Consider the following 18,680-nt stretch of genomic DNA (forward strand, 5'->3'; position numbering starts at 1 on the left):
GCTAACCTGCCGGACATCTGGGCGTTGGAGCTTTGTGATGCAGGAAAGCGGGAACTCTATCTTCGTTGACTCTGGCCTTTTGGACGAAGCGCGCCACCTCGGCATCGACGCCTCTACGGTTGCTGAACGCGCGCTCCTTCAAGAAATCCGGCGACGTCGCTCCCCAGCCGAACATGAAGAAGCCACGCGCAAGTGGAAGGAGGAAAATGCCGAGGCCATCGCTTCGTCCAACAGATACTTCGAAGAGCATGGATTTCCATTTCCGCAATATCGCCGGTACTGATGCGTATATGACACCAATGCTGTCATATACGGGCTCCCCGACGCTTGAGACTAGCCGCCTTCACCTCGCCTGAAGCCTTTCCACCTTGAACATGGTTGAAGAGGACCCCATTTCGCGCTAGTCCGGTGCCGCAACCAGGAGCCCCGATCGAATGAGCCTTGTCGATACCATCCGCAAAACACTCGTGCCGATTCATCGGGAAGGGCACAAGTTCATCGTCGCCTTCTTTGCGGTGTCCCTTATCCTGGGCTTTCTCTGGCAGCCGCTGTTCTGGATCGGCCTGATCCTGACGCTCTGGTGCGCCTATTTCTTCCGCGATCCCGAGCGCTCGGTGCCGCAGGACGAGGATTACGCGATCAGCCCCGCCGATGGCACGGTGTCGCTGGTCTCCATGACGGTTCCTCCGGCGGAACTGGCGCTCAGCTCTGAACCGATGCTGAAAATCTCGATCTTCATGAATGTGTTCAACGGCCATATCAACCGCGCGCCGATGAAGGGCATCATCGATCATGTCGTCTATCGCGAAGGCAAGTTCCTCAATGCCGACCTCGACAAGGCCAGTGAGGACAACGAGCGCAATGGCTTGGTCATCGACACCGTCCATGGCCGCATCGGCGTGGTGCAGGTGGCGGGTCTCGTGGCGCGCCGCATCGTATGCTGGGTCACGCCGACCATGCAGATCGATGCCGGCCAGCGTTTCGGCCTGATCCGCTTCGGCTCGCGGCTGGATGTCTACCTGCCCGAGGGCTTTACGCCGCGCGTGACCGTCGGCCAGGCCGCGATCGGTGGCGAGACGGTGCTTGCGGAATTCGGCAGCGACAAGGGGCCGGTGCTCGGCCGGCGGATGTGAGGAACCAGGAAATGGATAGCGCCGCCACACCGCCGGGAACGCAGGCCAAGGATGATGGAGCCCGGGGGCCACGCCTGCGCGAAATCCCGCTGCGCATGATGGTGCCCAACCTCATCACGGTGCTGGCGATCTGCGCCGGCCTGACCGGCATAAGGCTGGCCTTCGAGGGTCGCTATGAACTGGCCGTCTCCATGGTGCTGGTTGCCGCCTTTCTCGATGGCATCGACGGACGGGTGGCGCGGATGATGCGGGCCACCTCGAATTTCGGCGTGCAGATGGATTCGCTCGCCGATATCGTCAATTTCGGCGTTGCCCCGGCGCTGGTGCTCTATGTCTACGTGCTCGACCAGGCCCGTTCGATCGGCTGGATCGCCGCCCTGATTTTCGCGATCTCGGCGGGCCTCAGGCTGGCGCGCTTCAATGTGATGACAGATCGGCCCAACAAGCCGAAATGGCTGTCGGAATATTTCGTCGGCGTGCCGGCGCCGGCCGGCGCACTGCTTGTCATGCTGCCGGTCTATATCGGTTTCCTAGGGCTGGAAGCGTCGCCCATTTACGGTTACTGCTCGGCCGCCTATACGGTGCTGATAGGCTATCTCCTCGTGTCGCGCATCCCGGTCTGGTCGGGCAAGGCGCAGGGCATGATCCGGCGCGAAAACGCCCTGCCCTTCATCCTGGTCGTCGTGGTCTATGTGGCGCTGTTGATGAGTTACACCTGGCAGGTTCTCGCCGCGACCTCCATCCTCTATCTCTGCACGCTGCCCTTCGGCGCCCGTGCCTGGATGAAGAAGTACGGCTCGCTCCCGGCGCACGAAACGGATGTGGAAGAAGGCGTAGTTCCTGAAGTGCCGGGTGGCCACATAGCGGATTCAGACGGCGACGGTTCCCGCCACTAGCGCGGTGGTCGCGGTATAATCCACCTTGCCGCTGCCCAGGACCGGTATCTCCGGCACATTGACGATATCGTCGGGGATCATCATCTCGGTCGCGCCGAAGCGCTTGGAATAGGCGATCAACTCGTCCTTCCGCGCCGGCATCTGTGTGGTGACCAGCACGATCCGTTCGCCGCGCCGCTTGTCGGGAAGCGAGATTGCCGCATGATTGGCTTCGGGCCAGAGCTGCTTGACCATCATCTCCACGGCACCGAGCGAGATCATCTCCCCGGCGATCTTGGCGAAGCGCTTCGCCCGGCCCCTGATGCTGATGAATCCACGGTCATCGATCGAGACGATATCGCCGGTGTCGTGCCACTTGCTGGCCAGCGGCTGCACCACGCCGGGTTTGTCAGCCAGGAGATAGCCGAGCATGAGGTTCGGCCCGGCGATGAACAACCGTCCGCCCTCGGCAATCCCCTCGACCGGTTCGATGCGTATCTCCATGCCGGTGAGCAGGCGGCCCACGCTGCCGTCCCGCGAAAACGTCGCGGAGTTGACCGCCACAACGGGCGAGGCCTCGGTCATGCCGTAGCCCTCGACGACCAGGGCATCGAAGCGGTCGCGGTACATCTTGCGCGTCTCGGGCTTCACTGCCTCGGCGCCGGCGACAATCATCCGCAGGCTGTCGAAATCACCATCCTTGGCAGCGCGGGCGTAGCCGTTGAGGAACGTATCGGTGCCGAACATGAATGTCGGCGCCACCTTGCGCGCAAGCGACGGGATCAGCTTGTAGTGCAACGGCGAAGGATAGAGGAACAACCGGACGCCGTAGTAGATCGGCAGGAAGGCACCGCCCAGTAGTCCGAAGGAATGGAAGAGCGGCAGCACGTTGAACAGCGTGTCCTCGCTCGAAAAGTCGATCCGGCAATCGACCTGCGCGGCATTGGCGATGAGACTGTTTGCCGACAGCACCACGCCTTTCGGTGTCCCTTCGGAACCCGAGGTGAAGAGCACGATGGCCGGATCATTGGGTTTGGATTTAGCGACCGCGCGCCGCCACATCAAGAAGGCGCGGGCCTTCTCCATGAAACCGATGCTTTCGCGCAGTTCCTCGACATGGACAATCTTGGCGCCGCTCGCCTTCATCGTCTCTACAAGGCCGCCGAGATCCGCCTTATCGATGAAGCCCTTGGACGTCAGCACGGTCGAGATGTTGCCGGTGCCGAGTGCCGAGACGATCGCCGCGGGACCAGCGGTATAATTGAGCATCGCCGCGACCCGCCCGGCAGAGGCCACCGCGAACATGCCGACCACCACGCCGGTGGAATTGGGCAGCAGGATGCCGATCGCCTCGCCGCGCTTGGACATGGCTTCGATCCGCATCGCAAGCACCCGTACGCCGATCAGCAGCTTTCGGTAGCTCAGCCTGGCGCCGAGCGCATCTTCCAGGATCTGCCGCGAAGGACCGTAGAGCTTGGCTGCCGCGACCAGCGCCTCGAACAGCGACTGGCGCAGATTGACGGAGCGGAATTTGGCATTGGCCGCGCCATCGAGCAACTGGTCGGCGAGGTGCTGGCCGGTGGTTCCCGATAGCTGGAATTCGGGTGCCGCCGCCATCACAACCTGCGGCAACAGGCTGCGCGGCGCCTGATCCTGCTTCCAATGGGAGAAGAGGGAAAAGCGCGTGCCGCGTATGAAGATCGGCACAATCCGCGCACTGGCCTCGCGCGCGACTGTGCCAATCTCTGCGAGCAATCCCATGGTTTCCGACGAAGCCTCGACCTGGGGCGGCAGATGGAGGCAGGCGATGCCGTGGCCCGCCATGACCGATTTGAAGAGCGTCATCGCATGCTCCGTCGCGTCCTCGCCCCGCGTTTCGACATGAAATGTCTGGGCGGGCAGGAACGGCTTCAGGATGGCCCGGTCAAGCGACGACTGGGCGAGGACGATGAAGACGACCGGTCCCTTCCATTCCGCATTGGGGTCGAAGCCCGAATGCCGGATGCCGAAGACGAATTTCAGGAGCGTGAACTTGAGCGCCTGGACATAGGTGATGCCGCCGGCGCCCTTCTCGCGATAGGCGGTGATCAGCCACACAAGGATAGCCGCGCCGAGTACGGCGAAGATCGCGTTTTCCAAGAAATGTCCTCCGGAGAGCCGTAGCGCTCGTACCGATTGCTTGTATCCAAACTATGGCACAAGTTGAAGAGCGCGCACGCCGGCGCGCGTTACGGCATCACATAATCGCCGAAGCGCTTTTCCCTGACGATATAAAGTTTACCCGTCTCACGCATATCTGGGCCAGTGAGCTTCACGAGTTCGCGCGCGACTTCCGAGGGATGCGGCAGCGTATCGGGATCCTCGCCGGGGAAAGCCTTGGCGCGCATGGCGGTGCGGGTACCGCCGGGATCGACGCTTATGATGCGGAGCGGCAGGCGGTTCGTCTCGCCCGCCCATGTGCGCGCGAGCGCCTCCACCGCCGCCTTCGAGGCGGAATACGGACCCCAGAACGGCCGGCATTTGTGGGCGGCGCCAGAGGACAGGATCAGCGCCCTGCCCGCATCCGATTTCTGCAGCAGGGGATCGACCGAGCGGATCAGCCGCCAGGTGGCGGTCACGTTGATGGTCATGACCTTTTCGAACGTCTTGGCCTCGACATGGCCGATCGGTGAAATGGTGCCGAGAATGCCGGCATTGGCGATCAGGATGTCGAGCTTGCCCCAGCGTTCGAAGATCGCGCCGCCTAGGCCGTCGATCGCGCCCATATCGGCGAGATCGAAAGGCACCAGCGTGGCGCTGCCGCCCGCCTTCTGGATTGCATCGTCAAGCTCTTCCAGCCCGCCGACGGTGCGGGCGCAAGCCACGACGTGGGCGCCGGCCTTCGCCAGTTCAAGCGCGGTGAAATAGCCGATGCCGCGCGAAGCGCCGGTGACAAGCGCGATTTTGCCGCTGAGATTGATACTCATGAAGTGCCCTGATCCATGCTGTTCTCATGAAACGAAGGGCCACCGCCCTTCGTTCGTCCCCTAACCCAACGACGACCCTATCAGCCGTTGCTGGCGATGACCGCAAGCTTGCCGCCCACGGCCTCGCCGTCCTTGTCGAGAAGACGCGTCGGATAGTCGCCGGTGAAATAGTGATCGGTGAATTGCGGCCGTGCGTTATTTCTTTCCTCGCCGCCGACTGCCCGGTAGAGGCCATCGATCGATAGGAAAGCCAGCGAGTCGGCGCCGATATATTTCGCCATGTCGTTCACATCGGCATACTGATTGGCCAGCAGCTTGTCGGCGTCGGGCGTGTCGATGCCGTAGAAATCCGGATAATAGATCATCGGGCTGGCGACGCGGATATGCACTTCCTTGGCGCCGGCATCGCGGATCATCTGGACGATCTTCAGCGAGGTCGTGCCGCGGACGATCGAGTCATCGACCAGGATCACCCGCTTGCCCTCGATCATTGCCCGGTTGGCCGAATGCTTGAGCTTGACGCCGAAGGCGCGGATCGACTGGGTCGGCTCGATGAAGGTGCGTCCGACATAGTGGTTGCGGATAATGCCATATTCGAACGGGATGCCACTCTGCTGGGCATAGCCGAGTGCAGCCGGCGTGCCGCCATCGGGCACCGGAACGACGACGTCCCCGTCGACCGGGGCCTCCTTGGCCAGATTCATGCCCATGTTCTTGCGCGCGACATAGACGCTGCGCCCGCCGACAACAGAGTCGGGCCGGGCGAAATAGACATATTCGAACAGGCAGAGCCGCTCGGGCTTCGGATTGGAGGCTTTGCGGGAATCGATCAGCACCGAGCCATCCGGTTGGAGCTCGCAGATGATGACTTCGCCATGCTCAACATCGCGGACATATTTCGCGCCGATAATGTCGAGCGCGCAGGTTTCCGAGCAGAAGATCGGCTTGCCGTCGAGTTCGCCCATCACCAGCGGCCGGATGCCGATCGGGTCGCGCGCCGCGATCAGCTTGGTGCGGGTCATGGCCAGCATGGAGTAGCCACCTTCCATCTGCCGGATCGCGTCGATGAAGCGGTCGGAGGACGACGGGTGCTTGGAGCGTGCGATCAGGTGCAGCACGACTTCGGTATCCGATGTCGACTGACAGATGGCGCCGGTGGAGATGATCTGGCGGCGAAGCGTCAGTCCGTTGGTGAAATTGCCATTGTGGGCAATGGCGATGCCGCCGACCTCGAGTTCAGCGAAAAGCGGCTGCACGTTGCGCAACGCCACTTCGCCGGTGGTCGAATAGCGGGTATGGCCGATCGCCATTTCGCCGGGTAACTTCGCCAGCGTCGCCGGGTCCGTGTAATGGTCGCCTACCAGCCCCATGCGCTTTTCGGTATGGAACTGCTTGCCCTTGTCGTCGAAGGTGACGATGCCGGCCGCTTCCTGCCCGCGATGCTGGAGCGCGTGCAGGCCGAGCGCCGTCAGCGCCGCGGCATCGCTGTGCCCCAAAATGCCGAACACCCCGCATTCTTCATGAAGGGTGTCACCATCGATATCGTCATTGACCTTGCGAGAGGCGGTGTCGTTCATCGGATTTACGGCCTTTGGCTCGTGGGAAACTAGGGTCAGGACCCGTCGAGCGACCCATTTTCCGAGGCGGATCCGGAGGCTCGAATGAACCGGAAATATGGGCCTCGTTGCCCGCATTTTCAATCACTCGATCTGGCCGAATTCAGCCTCGGTCCGTGGACCGGAAGACATCGTGTCTGCTGAAGTGCAACGCCGGCCGAATGGTCCGATGTCGTCACCTTCATCCATACGGCCCGGCGTCTTCAGACCGCTCCGTATGGAAACCTCAGTCCTCCCTGCCCCAACAGAATTTTTACTGCTGCGGCGTCGTCTGCTCCTCGGCCGGTGCCGTATCCGTCGGCTGCTCGGCGGGTGCCGTATCGGTCGATGTATCGGCAGGCGGCGTGGCCGTATTATCCTTGCCGTTGGCGTCGTTCATCTTCTCTTCGATCTTCTTGCGGAGAAGGGCGGCGACGTCTTCCGGCAGCGCATTCTTCAGCTTCTCCCCGAGATCGTCGAGAAAGGGCTTGGACTTTGAGCCGGCTATCCAGGCCTGATGCTTCTCCGGCGGCACCCATTCATTGTAGAACTGTACCGCAACGACGACGATGAGGATACCGCGCGCGGCACCAAAAATGAAGCCCAGCGTGCGATCGAGCGCCCCGATGCGGCTGTCGATGATCATATCGGCGATGCGCATGGTGATGAAGGAGATGACGATCAGCGCGATCAGGAAGATCGCGGCGGCCGAAGCGATGATGGCGAACTTCTCGTCGGCGATGAAATTCTTCGCGTAAGGCAGGCCGTAAGGGTAAAGCTTGTAGGCGGCATAGGCCGAGCCGAACCAGCTGACGACGGAGAGAACTTCGCGGGAAAAGCCGCGCACCATGGCGAGAACGGCGGAAAACAGTGCAATAGCAAGAACAATACCATCAAAAGCAGTAATGGGCATCTATCTCTCCACAAAACGGTGGGACATATCCTACCGTTAACAAACTCTTACCACGCGCGCCCATATAGCATCCGGCACCGCTAACGCGAAAGCCTAATCCATGTCGTTTGCCGCACGGCCCACTTGTTTCGAGCCGGCGATCCGTGCGACCAGGTCGGTCAGGCTTTCGATCTGCGTCCAGCGGCCCGAAAGCCCCTTTGGCAGTTCCGCCGAACCGGTCGGCAGGACCGCGGTCTGAAAGCCCAATTTCTCGGCTTCTTTAAGGCGGAGCCCCGTATGACCCACCGGGCGCACCGCGCCAGACAGGCTGATTTCGCCGAAATAGACGCAATCATGCGGAAGAGCAAGAGAGGCGAGTGAAGAAACGAGCGCCGCCGCAATCGCAATATCGGCGGCGGGTTCGGAGATGCGGTAGCCGCCCGCGACGTTGAGATAGACGTCGTGGCTGCCGAGCCGGACGCCGCAATGGGCCTCCAGCACCGCGAGGATCATGGCAAGCCTGCTCGAATCCCAGCCGACCACGGCACGTCGCGGCGTGCCGAGCGAGGTCGGCGCCACCAGTGCCTGCACCTCCACGAGCACCGGCCGCGTGCCCTCGACACCGGCGAAGACCGCCGCCCCGGGCGACTTGGCATTGCGCTCGCCAAGGAAAAGTGCCGAGGGATTGGTGACCTCGCGCAGGCCCTTGTCGGACATTTCGAACACGCCGATCTCGTCGGTCGGCCCGAAGCGGTTCTTGACCGTACGCATGATACGATGGTGATGCCCGCGATCGCCCTCGAAATAGAGCACGGCATCGACCATGTGCTCGACGACGCGAGGTCCGGCGATCTGGCCATCCTTGGTGACATGGCCGACCAGCACCATGGCCGCCCCGGTCTGTTTGGCGAAACGGATCATCGCCTGCACGCCGACGCGCACTTGGGTGACTGTTCCGGGAGCGGCTTCCGCCATGTCGCTCCAGAGCGTCTGGATGGAATCGATGATGACGAGGTCCGGCCGCTTGCCCTCGGCGAGCGTGGCGAGGATGTCCTCGACATTGGTCTCCGCAGCGATCAGCACGCCCGCATCGGCTGCACTCAGGCGCTGGGCACGCAGGCGCACCTGAGCAATCGCCTCCTCGCCCGAGACATAGATGACGCGATGGCCCTTACGCGACAATGCCGCCGCCGCCTGCATCAGGAGCGTAGACTTGCCGATACCAGGATCGCCGCCGACCAGCAGCGCTGATCCCCGCACGAAACCGCCGCCCGTCGCCCGGTCGAATTCGGAAATGCCGCATTCGATGCGCGGCGCTTCCTCGATCTCGCCATCGAGCGTGGTCAGAACCACCGGCCTGCCCTTCTTCGGCGCCCGCACCGGCCCACCGCCGATACCCGAGGTCGGGTCCTCCTCGATGATCGTATTCCAGGCGCCGCAGCCATCGCACTTGCCCGCCCAGCGGGAATGAACGGTGCCGCAGTTCTGGCAGATGAATTGGGTGCGGGTTTTGGCCATGCGGCTAGCAATCCTCGTCACGCCGCAGGAAGCGCGGCGGGCAGGACTCACGGCATAAACGAAAGAGAACAAACAGGCAACCCCGCGCGGCCAGACGCTGCTCGCTACACCTCCCAGGATCTCTCCGCCAATGAGGGGGCTTGATCGAAGACCAGGAAATCGCGGTGATCGAGGTTAAGGTTCTTGCCGATGGTCGCGAAATGCACGGCGTCACCGCCGCCCTTGCCGTCGGCATCGTGTAGCAGCCATCCGCTGTCGCGATCGTAGATGATGCGGTCGTCGGCATCCAGAGCCTTGCCGCTCGCACCGGCCGCGAAGTTCGCCCTGCCGAGAGAGCCGAGACCCATCGCTTGGAAGGCTATATTGCCCAGTTCGATCGTGTCGTCCCGCACATTGAAGTCGAGGATACGATCGACGTTCGGCGCTCCGTCCAGCGGACTGTCGAAGATGAAACTGTCGGCACCGGCGCCACCGCGCAAAGTGTCATTGCCCAGCCCGCCAGCGCCGAGGAGCAATTGATCCGCACCTCCCCGTCCCTCAACGAAACCTTCCACCAGCCCCTCCCGGCTGTCGAGGATGTCGTTTCCTGCACCAAGACCGATGTTGCCGCTCATGATGCCAGTGTTGATTATCCTGTCTTGGCTTGCGCCATCGCTCCAAAATGAATCACCTTCGAAGCCACCGACGATTTCGCCGCTGTTGCGCAAGACGAAGTCCTCGTCGCCCGTGCGCCGGACTGCCGTCCACTCGGCGCGGATACTCCCAGAATTGACGAGTACAGATTCGTCGGTCTCGGAATCGCCGCCCATGCTGATCCCGAAGTTGGAGCCCCAGACTTCGCCTCTGATGGTGATGCGTGCAAGCGTGCCCTGCAGATCGATGGCGTAATTCTGGCCGAGGCTCGCGACGCATCCGTCCCTGCCAACCAAAACGGAATTGCCGGGATTGCCCGCCGGATCGTCACCTAGGCGGATCGCCGAATGCAGTGCGCTGACCGTGCCCTGTACATTGATCGCCGAAAAGCCGCCTGTGCTGAGGATGGCATAATTGTCGGAAGAGCTGACCAAAAGCCCGCGAGCGATGAAAACGTCCTCACCTCCGGCCAGTTCCCTGCGAATGCCCGTCCCTGTCTCGTTCGCCGTCGGCATATAGGCCATGTGTGTGCTCGCTCATCATATCGGTTGCGGAAGGGTCGCGACCCTATCCGCCACCGGACGAACAAGCTTGGACTCAAGCGGCCTGGCGGCCCTCACTCCGCCGCCGGCGCACGTCTGTCGATCACGCCGAGATCGTCTTCCTCGCGCACCTTCTTGAGCTTCTCCTCGGCCTCGCTCGCCTCGCGTTGGCGGCTCCACATCTGGGCGTAGAGGCCGTTATGTTCGAGAAGGTCTGCGTGCTTGCCGCGTTCGGCGATGCCGCCGTCCTTCAGCACGATGATTTCGTCGGCATTGACCACGGTCGAGAGCCGGTGGGCGATGACCAGCGTCGTGCGGTTCTTGGAAACGACATCGAGCGCCGACTGGATTTCCTGTTCAGTATGGGTATCGAGCGCCGAGGTCGCCTCGTCGAGGATCAAGATTGGCGGTGATTTCAGAATGGTGCGGGCGATCGCCACGCGCTGCTTCTCGCCGCCCGAGAGTTTCAGGCCACGCTCGCCGACCATCGACTTGTAGCCCTCGGGAAGGCTGTCGATGAATTTGCCGATCTGGGCGATTTCGGCCGCCTGCTCGACCTCGGCCTCCGTGGCGGATGGCCGGCCGTAGCGAATGTTATAGGCGATCGTGTCGTTGAACAGCACCGTATCCTGCGGCACCATGCCGATGGCCGATCGCAACGACTTCTGCGTCACGCCGCGCACATCCTGACCGTCGATGGTGATCGAGCCCTTCTGCACGTCGTAGAAGCGGTAGAGAAGCCGCGAAATCGTGGATTTGCCTGCGCCCGACGGCCCGACGACGGCGACCGTATGCCCCGCCGGCACGTCGAAGGAGATGCCCTTGAGGATCTGCCGCGCGGGATCATAGGAAAAATGCACGTCCCTGAACGAGATCGCGCCTTTGGCGACGACCAATTCCTTAGCATCCGGTGCGTCCTCGATCTCGGCATCGACTTCGAGAAGATCGAACATCTGCTCGATATCGGTAAGGCCCTGGCGGATTTCGCGATAGACGAAGCCGATGAAGTTGAGCGGCACGGAAAGTTGCAGCAGCATGGCGTTGATGAAGACGAAGTCGCCGATCGTCTGGGTGCCATTCTGCACGGCGAGCGCCGACATGACCAGCATGACGAGCGTGCCGATGCCGAAGATGACGCCCTGGCCGAAGTTCAGCCAGCCGAGCGAGGTCCAGACCTGGGTCGCGGATTTCTCATAGCGCGCCATCGACTGGTCGAAGCGGCGGGCTTCCATGTCCTCATTGCCGAAATATTTGACAGTCTCGAAGTTGAGCAACGAGTCGATCGCCTTGGTATTGGCGTCGGTGTCGGAATCGTTCATGTCGCGGCGGATGTTGATCCGCCAGTCGCTGGCCCGGATGGTGAACCAGATGTAGATCCACACCGTGAAGGCCGTGACGCCGAGATAGGAAAAGCCGTAGCCCCACCAGAAGATCGCCGCCGTCAGCACGAATTCGATCAGGGTCGGGAAGGTGTTGAGGATCGTGAAGCGGACGATCGTCTCGATGCCCTTGGTGCCGCGCTCGATGACGCGCGACAGGCCACCGGTGCGGCGCTCGAGATGGAAGCGCAGCGACAGCCTGTGCAGATGGACGAAGGTCTTGAAGGCGAGCTGGCGCACCGCATATTGGCCGACGCTGGCAAACATTGCGTCGCGCAGCTGGTTGAGGCCCCATTGCACCAGCCGCGCCACATTATAGGCGATCACCAGCATCAGTGCGCCGAGCATGAAGGTGGGCAGCAGGCCCACTGCGTCCATCCTGCCGTTCAGCGCATCCGTCGACCATTTGAAGAAATAGGGAACGCTAAGCAGGATGATCTTGGACAGGAGAAGATAGAACGTGGCCCAGACCACTCGCATCTTCAGGTCCATTCTGTCCGCCGGCCACATATAGGGCCAGAGATTATAGATGGTTTGAAGCGTCTTGCCCGATTCCGCGGAGACGGTTTTGTCGTCGGATGCCATGGGGGTTCACCGGAAGTCGATCAAAATGAGGCGCGGCGATCCGCCCCGGACCGCCGCGATAGTCCCTGTCAGATAGGTTTCCGGCCACGCATCCGCAACCGAGAAGCCGAAATTAATTGCCGGGTCACTTTTTGTGCAGGCGCTCCTTGTGGAGCTCCTCGGCATTATCCAGCCACTTGCCCGGCATGGAGAAGACCTGGCCCGGCATGATCCGGTCCGGATCGGTGATCTGCGCCTGGTTGGCGACATAGATCGTGGTGTAGCGGACACCCTTGCCGTAGACGCGGCGTGAAATCTGCCAGAGCGTGTCGCCGCGGCGGATGATCACCGAAGACGCATCGCTCTGCGTGAGAGGCGCCTGTTCGATGACCTTCGGCTGGTCGCCGGTCGCGACTTCCTGCGTGGCGTCCGGCGCAGGCTTGCCTGCCACATCCTCCGTCCCGGTCGATGAAGCCGAGCCATCGGCGGTGTTGCTGACCGCAGTCGTCGCGGTATCGGCGGATTTGTCCTTGGTTGCGTCGTCCTTGGCGGCCTCGGAAGCGGTCAGCGTATCCTTTTTCTTGAGATCGTTGACTTCGCCCGGCTGGGCGGCGTCGGATGCCACCGAACCGTCTTCCGGCGCGCTCGTCGTGTCCTTGGACGCCGTGACATCGGCGGGCTTGGCTGCGACCGGTTCCTTGATTGTGATATTGGCCGCAAGTTCGGTGGCCGGTTTGAGCGCGGAGCTGACGCCCTGCTCGATCGAACCCAGCGCCGATTTGACGGCAGAGGGATCCTGCGGCAGCGCCTTGAGTGTCGTGAGAGCCTTCTCGGCCTGCTGCGATACGGTCTTTGCCATTTCGGCAAGCGCCGCATCGGCGTTTTCGGCGACGCGCACTTCGGACAGGCGCTTCAGTGCGATCTCGGTCGAGGAGCGCGCGGCCGCGAGTTCTTCAGCCGTCGGCGTCTTTCCGTCGGCATAAAGGTCCTTGAGGAGGCCCAGCGCCTTGCCGGCCTCGTCGCGCGCCGTGTCGAGAGCGTCGTTGGCATTGGGCTCGACGGCCGTAGCCGCGTCCTTCGCCGGTTCCTTGCTGGCGACGACGGCAAGATCGCCCTCGGGCCGGAAGAACGGAACCGAAGCCCGGAACTCGACCTTCGCGCCGTCCTTGCTCAGCACATCGGCGCGGATCGTGTGATTGCCCACGGCGAGCGGCATCCTGGCATCGGCCACGAAACCGCCGTTCTCATTGGCCTCGACCTCCGCGACGATCTTGTCGTCGGCATAGACGCGAACAGTCGCCCCGGCCCTGGTATTGCCGGCGATGAAGATCTTGTCGCCTTCGAACTCCACCGCGCTGACCAAGACTTCCGGTGCTGCTGCGGGTTCGGCGGTCTTGGCGGCGCTTTCGACCGGCGTCGCGTTATCGGCCTTTGCCACTTCCTGCGCTTCAGATTTCGCCTTGTCTTCGGTTGCGACAACGGGCGGATTTTGCGCGATCTCGGTCGACAGCGCGGGAAGGTCCGGCGTCGCGACAGTGCCATCGGTAGCCTTCGCCGGCTCCGTCGTCACGCCCTTGTTGGCGGCGACTTCCGTCGTCTTGTCCGCCTCGGGCATAGTGAGAATCTTGGATGCTTCGCCCGGTTTGGTCACCATGGCGAGCAACTCGCCCTTGCCGTCCTTGGGAACGGAGACCGTGGCGATTTCCTGCGAAGCGTTGGATTTGCCGTCCTTGGACGTTGTCTTCAGCACGATCGAATGGTCGCCCGAGGCCAGCGGATTGTCGAGCACGGCGACAAACGCGCCGGTATCGTCGGCCTGCGTGGATGCGATCAACTTGTCGCCATCGACGATGTCGACCTTGGCGCCGGCTTCGGCGCGGCCCGCGATCAGCGTCGAACCATCCTTCTCGACGCGCAGGATATCGAAAGAAGGAACCGCCGGGTTGGTTTCCTGCTTGGCACCGTCCGCATTCGTCGTATCGGGCGTCAACTTGGCCGTTTCGGTGCTGTCCTTTGCTGCGTCGGCAGGCTTGGCTGTATCGCCCGGCAAGGCCGATTCGATGTTCGCCTTCAGGTCGGCGATCGCAGCCTTGGCGGCGGCGGGATCGGCAGGCAGTTTCTCAAGTGTCGCAAGCGCTGCCTTGGCGCTCTCGCTCGCCTTGCCGGCCAATGCCACCGTCGCGGCATCCACGCCTTCGGGAAGCTTGACGTCGCTCGCCTCTTTCAGCGCGGCTTCGATCTTCGCCTTGGCGGCGGCCATCGCTTCGGCAGTCGGCGTACCCTTGTCCAGCAGCGTCTGCAATTCCCCGGTCGCGGCCTCGGTATCGGCCTTCAGCCGCGCCATCTTGGAGACAAAGGCGGCCTTGGCCTCTTCGGTGCCCTTGGCGACGTCCTCGACCTGCTTGCCGGCATCGTTGACGGCATTCTTGGCCTGTTCAACGGTGTCGCCGGCTTTCTTGGCAATGTCCTCGACGGTCTTGCTGCCCTTCATTTGCGGCATGACAACAAAATACATCAGCAGTGCCGCCACTGCGAGAACTGCCACTACCACCCCGATGGCGCCGCTTCTTTTCATATTCTATCTCCGGGCGGTGAGAATCCCGCCAAAACCCCTCCCTGACTGCTAACGTTTTTACCTGCGCTTCTCAAGCATTTAGGCCCATTATGCCCGTAATCTCAGGCATTTTAATGGTATTTACCTTGACGGACGGGCGCGGTCTTTGTCATCTCGGCTCATGTCAGACAAAAAAATCCCGATTCGATCCATTTGTGTCTATTGCGGCTCCCAGCCGGGACGCGATCCCGCCTATATGGAAGCGGGCCGCGCGCTCGGCCGTTCCATTGCTGAACATGGCCTCAGACTGATCTATGGCGGCGGCACGCGCGGCATCATGGGCGCCGTGTCATCAGGAGTTCTTTCGAACGGTGGCCATGTAACCGGCATTATCCCGGAATTCCTGATGGACAAGGAAGCGTCGAAGCATTCGCTCGGCGCGCTCTCCGAACTGATCGTCACCCGCGACATGCATGAGCGCAAGCACAAGATGTTCGAGCATTCGGACGCCTTCGTCACTCTGCCCGGCGGCATCGGCACGCTGGAGGAGATCGTCGAGATCATGACCTGGGGCCAACTCGGCCGCCACCGCAAGCCGATGGTCTTCGCCAATATCGGCGGCTTCTGGAATCCGATGATGGAACTCCTCAAGCACATGTCGGGCGAGGGCTTCATCCACACCGCCCATCTCGTCAAGCCATTGATCATCGACGACGTCAACGAGATCGTGCCCGCTGTTATCAAAGCCGCGAAGACCGCGAGCGAGGGCGACTCGGCCGTACTTGAGAAGATGTAATGAGAGCGCTTCAGGTCTAACGGGCGCGGCCGCGGTACATCGAGACCGAATAGATCACCAGCGCTGCCCAGATGAAGCAGAAGGCGATGAGCTTGGTCGAGCCGAAGGGCTCCTTGAAGATGAAGATCGCGATCAGGAACACGAAGCTCGGCGCGATATATTGCATGATGCCGATCGTCGAGAGCCTCAGCAGCTTTGCCGCATTGGCGTAGAGCATCAACGGCACGGCGGTCGCCACGCCAGCGAACATCAGCAGCCAGGTATCGTTGGCGTCGAAGGCGCCGAGGAAATGGCCGATCCCCACACGCTCGACATAAATGACATAGCCAAGCGCCGGCACGGTGAGGATCAGCACTTCCAGGAAGAAGCCCTGATTTGGCCCGAGCGGCAGTGCCTTGCGCGCCAATGCATAAAAGCCCCAGGTGATGGCGAGCGTCAGCGAGATCCATGGCAGGCCGCCCGCGTCCCAGGCGAGGATCGCCACCGCGACGACGGCAAAGCCGACAGCGACCATCTGCCCGGGCTTGAGCCGCTCCTTGAGGACCACTGCCGCGATGATCACCGAGATCAGCGGATTGATATAATAGCCGAGCGCCGCCTCGACCGTATGGCCCGAGCCGATCGCATAGACATAGGTCAACCAGTTGGCCGTGATCAGCGAAGCGGTCAGCATGCCCATGGCGAGCTTTCGCGGGCTGCGGATCATCGGCCAGATATCGCCCAGCCGCCCCCGCAGCATCAGGGCGGCCGCAGCAATCGGCAGCGACCAGATGATCCGGTGGGCGACGACCTCCATCGCGGGAATGTGGCTGACCATCTTGAGATAGAGCGGCAGAGCACCCCAGAGCAGGTACACAGCGGTCGCATAGGCAAAGCCGGCGGTCGTGTCTTCATTGCCGATCACCGGCTTTTGAGCCGAATCCGTCGCCGCCATATCAGCATTCCTCCGAAAGCGGCGGTTTACGTTATCCTCGGTCAGTCGACCAATTCATTCGGCTGATGGCTGAATCAAGATATGGAAAGTGAACGTCGGCCTTACTCGACCCGGCCATGCTCCGCCAGATAATCGAGCATGACCCGAACGCGCGCCGGCAAAGGGCCGCCCTGCCCGACATAGACGGCGTGGAAAGCCTCGGTCTCCGCGACCATTCGCTCGGGCAGGACTTCCACCAGCCGCCCCGCCGCCATGTCGGATCGAACGCAGAATGCCGCAAGCCGCGCCATGCCGAGGCCGTTGAGCGCCAGGTGCCGCAACGCCTCGCCTTCGCTGGCCTGCACCCTCGACTTGGCCGAGATCAACTCGCTCGCGCCGTGCTCCTCAACGCGCCAGCCCTCGGAATGCCTGACATAGCTGAAGCCCAGCCGATTCAGCTTGTTGACTTCCGCGAGCGTCCTGGGGTGGCCGGCGCGAGCGAGGTAATCAGGCGAAGCGACCACCATCAGCCGGGTGTCGCCGAGCTTGCGGGCAAGCAGCGTCGAGCTAGTGAGTTCGCCGGCGCGGATGGCGATATCGGTGCGATCCGCCACGAGGTCGACGATCTTGTCCGTCAGGATGAGATCGACCGACGTGCCGGGGTAGCGCGCGAGGAACCCGCCGAGAATCGGCGCCAGGATATGCGTGCCGTAGGAAGCGCTGGTATTGATCCTGATCTTTCCGACCGGCTGATCGACTGAGGCGGCACTGCTCTCCGCCTCCTCCATATCGGCCAAGATCCGCAATGCCTTCTCATTGAACACCGCGCCCTCCGGCGTCAGTTCGAGCTTGCGCGTCGTGCGGTTGACCAGCCGCGTGCCGAGCCGTGCTTCGAGCCGGCTGAGGAGCTTGCTGACCGCCGAAGGCGTCATGCGCAGTTCGCGCGCCGTCGCCGAGAAACCACCGAGTTCGACGACGCGGGTGAAGACTTCCATTTCGCCGGAGCGGTTGATGTCGATGCGCGTCATTCTTGAATTGAACTCACAAATCCTTTTCCCTAGCGCATTCTAGTTCACAAGCAATGCAGTGTCTATCTCAGCGCCATCATCAATCTTTCGCCGAGTGCCCACCATGCCTCTTGCTCTCTATGCCCTCACCGCCGGCGCCTTCGGCATCGGCGTCACCGAATTCGTCATCATGGGCCTGCTCATCGATGTCAGCCAGGACCTCAACGTCACTATCGCCATGGCCGGACTGCTGATCTCGGGCTATGCGCTCGGCGTCGTCGTCGGCGCGCCGCTGCTGACCGCGCTGACCAGCCGCTGGCCGCGCAAGAGCGTACTAATCGGCCTGATGGCGATCTTTACGCTTGGCAACCTCGCCTGTGCGCTGGCGCCGACCTATGAACTGCTGATGGCCGCGCGCCTGTTGACCGCGCTTGCGCATTGCACGTTCTTCGGCGTCGGCTCGGTCGTCGCCACCAATCTCGTCGCGCCCGACAAGAAGGCAACCGCGATTGCCGTGATGTTCACCGGCCTCACCGTCGCCAATATCCTCGGTGTTCCCGCCGGCACCTGGCTCGGCCAGCAGTTCGGCTGGCGCACCACCTTCTGGGCCGTGACGGCCATCGGCATCCTGGCGCTGGCCATCATCGCCGCCTTCGTTCCCAAGGACAAATCCGCGCCCGAAGCCAGCGACTGGCGCGCCGATCTTCGTGCCATGGCGCGCGGCCCGGTCCTGCTCGGGCTCGCCATGACGGTGCTCGGCTATGGCGGCGTCTTCGCCGTCTTCACCTATATCGCCCCGGCACTGACAGAGATCACCGGATTCTCCGATGCCGCCGTCTCACCGGTCCTGCTGGTCTTCGGCGGCGGCCTGGTTCTCGGCAACCTGCTGGGCGGCAAGCTTGCCGACCGCAATATCGTCAGTGCCATCTTCGGCACGCTGATCGCACTGACGCTCACACTCGGCCTGATGACCTTCGCGTTGCATGACAAAATCGCAGCCATCGTCTTCGCCGGCCTGCTCGGCGCCACCGCCTTTGCGACCGTCGCGCCGCTGCAGATCTGGGTGCTGCAAAAGGCCGAAGGTGCCGGCCAGAGCCTCGCCTCCAGTCTGAACATCGCCGCCTTCAATCTCGGCAATGCGATCGGCGCCTGGGCAGGTGGCATGACCATCGAACACGGTCCCGGCCTTGCCTATACGCCGCTCGTCGCCGCTGCCTTCCCGCTCGCAGCGATCGCTATCACGGTCGTTGCCCTACGTAGCGAACGCAGCCGGTTGACTCCGGCCGCCGCCGAATAACGTCACTCATCACAAG

Annotated in this window: 15 protein-coding genes; 5 read left to right on the top strand and 10 right to left on the bottom strand. The window is 62.3% G+C overall.

What is annotated here, in order from left to right; genetic code table 11:
• The first annotated feature begins 37 nt into the window (after positions 1 to 37).
• From ACSQ26_RS13450 to pssA, 3 genes are all read left to right on the top strand, one after another.
• On the top strand, positions 38 to 283 hold the full coding sequence (locus tag ACSQ26_RS13450; protein WP_436009530.1) for a type II toxin-antitoxin system CcdA family antitoxin: 246 nt from the start codon (positions 38 to 40) through the stop codon (positions 281 to 283).
• 151 nt (positions 284 to 434) lie between these two features.
• The gene (locus tag ACSQ26_RS13455) at positions 435 to 1,133 is read left to right on the top strand and encodes a phosphatidylserine decarboxylase (protein ID WP_436009532.1); all 699 of its coding nucleotides are present in this window, start codon (positions 435 to 437) and stop codon (positions 1,131 to 1,133) included.
• An 11-nt stretch (positions 1,134 to 1,144) separates the two neighbouring features.
• Positions 1,145 to 2,029, top strand: coding sequence for a CDP-diacylglycerol--serine O-phosphatidyltransferase (pssA, locus tag ACSQ26_RS13460; RefSeq protein WP_436009534.1), 885 nt, complete (start codon positions 1,145 to 1,147; stop codon positions 2,027 to 2,029).
• On the opposite strand, the gene ACSQ26_RS13465 is transcribed toward pssA, so the two are convergent.
• The 8 genes from ACSQ26_RS13465 to ACSQ26_RS13500 all read right to left on the bottom strand — a co-directional run bounded on the left by ACSQ26_RS13465 (position 2,003) and on the right by ACSQ26_RS13500 (position 14,672).
• Positions 2,003 to 4,147 (bottom strand): AMP-binding protein, encoded by a 2,145-nt coding sequence (locus ACSQ26_RS13465; RefSeq protein WP_436009536.1) that lies wholly within the window; start codon positions 4,145 to 4,147, stop codon positions 2,003 to 2,005. The genes pssA and ACSQ26_RS13465 overlap by 27 nt on opposite strands.
• A gap of 89 nt (positions 4,148 to 4,236) precedes the next feature.
• Positions 4,237 to 4,974: an SDR family NAD(P)-dependent oxidoreductase gene (locus tag ACSQ26_RS13470; RefSeq protein ID WP_436009538.1), complete on the bottom strand. Its 738-nt coding sequence runs from the start codon at positions 4,972 to 4,974 to the stop codon at positions 4,237 to 4,239.
• Positions 4,975 to 5,054: 80 nt separating this feature from the next.
• Positions 5,055 to 6,551, bottom strand: coding sequence for an amidophosphoribosyltransferase (gene purF, locus ACSQ26_RS13475; protein ID WP_436009540.1), 1,497 nt, complete (start codon positions 6,549 to 6,551; stop codon positions 5,055 to 5,057).
• Between the two features lie 292 nt (positions 6,552 to 6,843).
• Complete coding sequence (locus tag ACSQ26_RS13480; protein ID WP_436009542.1) at positions 6,844 to 7,482, bottom strand: CvpA family protein; 639 nt, start codon at positions 7,480 to 7,482, stop codon at positions 6,844 to 6,846.
• 93 nt (positions 7,483 to 7,575) lie between these two features.
• Complete coding sequence (radA, locus tag ACSQ26_RS13485) at positions 7,576 to 8,979, bottom strand: DNA repair protein RadA (RefSeq protein ID WP_436009544.1); 1,404 nt, start codon at positions 8,977 to 8,979, stop codon at positions 7,576 to 7,578.
• Between the two features lie 104 nt (positions 8,980 to 9,083).
• Positions 9,084 to 10,136, bottom strand: coding sequence for a hypothetical protein (locus tag ACSQ26_RS13490; protein WP_436009546.1), 1,053 nt, complete (start codon positions 10,134 to 10,136; stop codon positions 9,084 to 9,086).
• 92 nt (positions 10,137 to 10,228) lie between these two features.
• On the bottom strand, positions 10,229 to 12,118 hold the full coding sequence (locus ACSQ26_RS13495; protein ID WP_436009548.1) for an ABCB family ABC transporter ATP-binding protein/permease: 1,890 nt from the start codon (positions 12,116 to 12,118) through the stop codon (positions 10,229 to 10,231).
• A 124-nt stretch (positions 12,119 to 12,242) separates the two neighbouring features.
• Positions 12,243 to 14,672, bottom strand: coding sequence for a LysM peptidoglycan-binding domain-containing protein (locus ACSQ26_RS13500; RefSeq protein ID WP_436009550.1), 2,430 nt, complete (start codon positions 14,670 to 14,672; stop codon positions 12,243 to 12,245).
• Between the two features lie 160 nt (positions 14,673 to 14,832).
• Here ACSQ26_RS13500 and ACSQ26_RS13505 point away from each other — a divergent pair, with 160 nt between their 5' ends.
• Positions 14,833 to 15,447: a TIGR00730 family Rossman fold protein gene (locus tag ACSQ26_RS13505; RefSeq protein ID WP_436009552.1), complete on the top strand. Its 615-nt coding sequence runs from the start codon at positions 14,833 to 14,835 to the stop codon at positions 15,445 to 15,447.
• Positions 15,448 to 15,463: 16 nt separating this feature from the next.
• On the opposite strand, the gene rarD is transcribed toward ACSQ26_RS13505, so the two are convergent.
• Positions 15,464 to 16,381, bottom strand: a complete 918-nt coding sequence (rarD, locus tag ACSQ26_RS13510) for an EamA family transporter RarD (RefSeq protein WP_436009554.1) — start codon at positions 16,379 to 16,381, stop codon at positions 15,464 to 15,466.
• A 101-nt stretch (positions 16,382 to 16,482) separates the two neighbouring features.
• Complete coding sequence (locus ACSQ26_RS13515; protein WP_436009556.1) at positions 16,483 to 17,388, bottom strand: LysR family transcriptional regulator; 906 nt, start codon at positions 17,386 to 17,388, stop codon at positions 16,483 to 16,485.
• A 103-nt stretch (positions 17,389 to 17,491) separates the two neighbouring features.
• Here ACSQ26_RS13515 and ACSQ26_RS13520 point away from each other — a divergent pair, with 103 nt between their 5' ends.
• Positions 17,492 to 18,664, top strand: a complete 1,173-nt coding sequence (locus ACSQ26_RS13520; protein WP_436009558.1) for an MFS transporter — start codon at positions 17,492 to 17,494, stop codon at positions 18,662 to 18,664.
• The last annotated feature ends 16 nt before the right edge of the window (positions 18,665 to 18,680 follow it).

It is taken from the genome of Rhizobium sp. LjRoot254, from assembly GCF_964254105.1.
Taxonomy (GTDB): domain Bacteria; phylum Pseudomonadota; class Alphaproteobacteria; order Rhizobiales; family Rhizobiaceae; genus Rhizobium_E.

Excerpts from the sequence above, each read along its gene's own strand:
- ACSQ26_RS13450 (WP_436009530.1), top strand. The coding sequence starts at position 38 with ATGCAGGAAAGCGGGAACTCTATCTTCGTTGACTCTGGCCTTTTGGAC.
- ACSQ26_RS13455 (WP_436009532.1), top strand. The coding sequence starts at position 435 with ATGAGCCTTGTCGATACCATCCGCAAAACACTCGTGCCGATTCATCGG.
- pssA (WP_436009534.1), top strand. The coding sequence starts at position 1,145 with ATGGATAGCGCCGCCACACCGCCGGGAACGCAGGCCAAGGATGATGGA.
- ACSQ26_RS13470 (WP_436009538.1), bottom strand. The coding sequence starts at position 4,974 with ATGAGTATCAATCTCAGCGGCAAAATCGCGCTTGTCACCGGCGCTTCG.
- purF (WP_436009540.1), bottom strand. The coding sequence starts at position 6,551 with ATGAACGACACCGCCTCTCGCAAGGTCAATGACGATATCGATGGTGAC.
- ACSQ26_RS13480 (WP_436009542.1), bottom strand. The coding sequence starts at position 7,482 with ATGCCCATTACTGCTTTTGATGGTATTGTTCTTGCTATTGCACTGTTT.
- radA (WP_436009544.1), bottom strand. The coding sequence starts at position 8,979 with ATGGCCAAAACCCGCACCCAATTCATCTGCCAGAACTGCGGCACCGTT.
- ACSQ26_RS13490 (WP_436009546.1), bottom strand. The coding sequence starts at position 10,136 with ATGGCCTATATGCCGACGGCGAACGAGACAGGGACGGGCATTCGCAGG.
- ACSQ26_RS13495 (WP_436009548.1), bottom strand. The coding sequence starts at position 12,118 with ATGGCATCCGACGACAAAACCGTCTCCGCGGAATCGGGCAAGACGCTT.
- ACSQ26_RS13500 (WP_436009550.1), bottom strand. The coding sequence starts at position 14,672 with ATGAAAAGAAGCGGCGCCATCGGGGTGGTAGTGGCAGTTCTCGCAGTG.
- ACSQ26_RS13505 (WP_436009552.1), top strand. The coding sequence starts at position 14,833 with ATGTCAGACAAAAAAATCCCGATTCGATCCATTTGTGTCTATTGCGGC.
- rarD (WP_436009554.1), bottom strand. The coding sequence starts at position 16,381 with ATGGCGGCGACGGATTCGGCTCAAAAGCCGGTGATCGGCAATGAAGAC.
- ACSQ26_RS13515 (WP_436009556.1), bottom strand. The coding sequence starts at position 17,388 with ATGACGCGCATCGACATCAACCGCTCCGGCGAAATGGAAGTCTTCACC.
- ACSQ26_RS13520 (WP_436009558.1), top strand. The coding sequence starts at position 17,492 with ATGCCTCTTGCTCTCTATGCCCTCACCGCCGGCGCCTTCGGCATCGGC.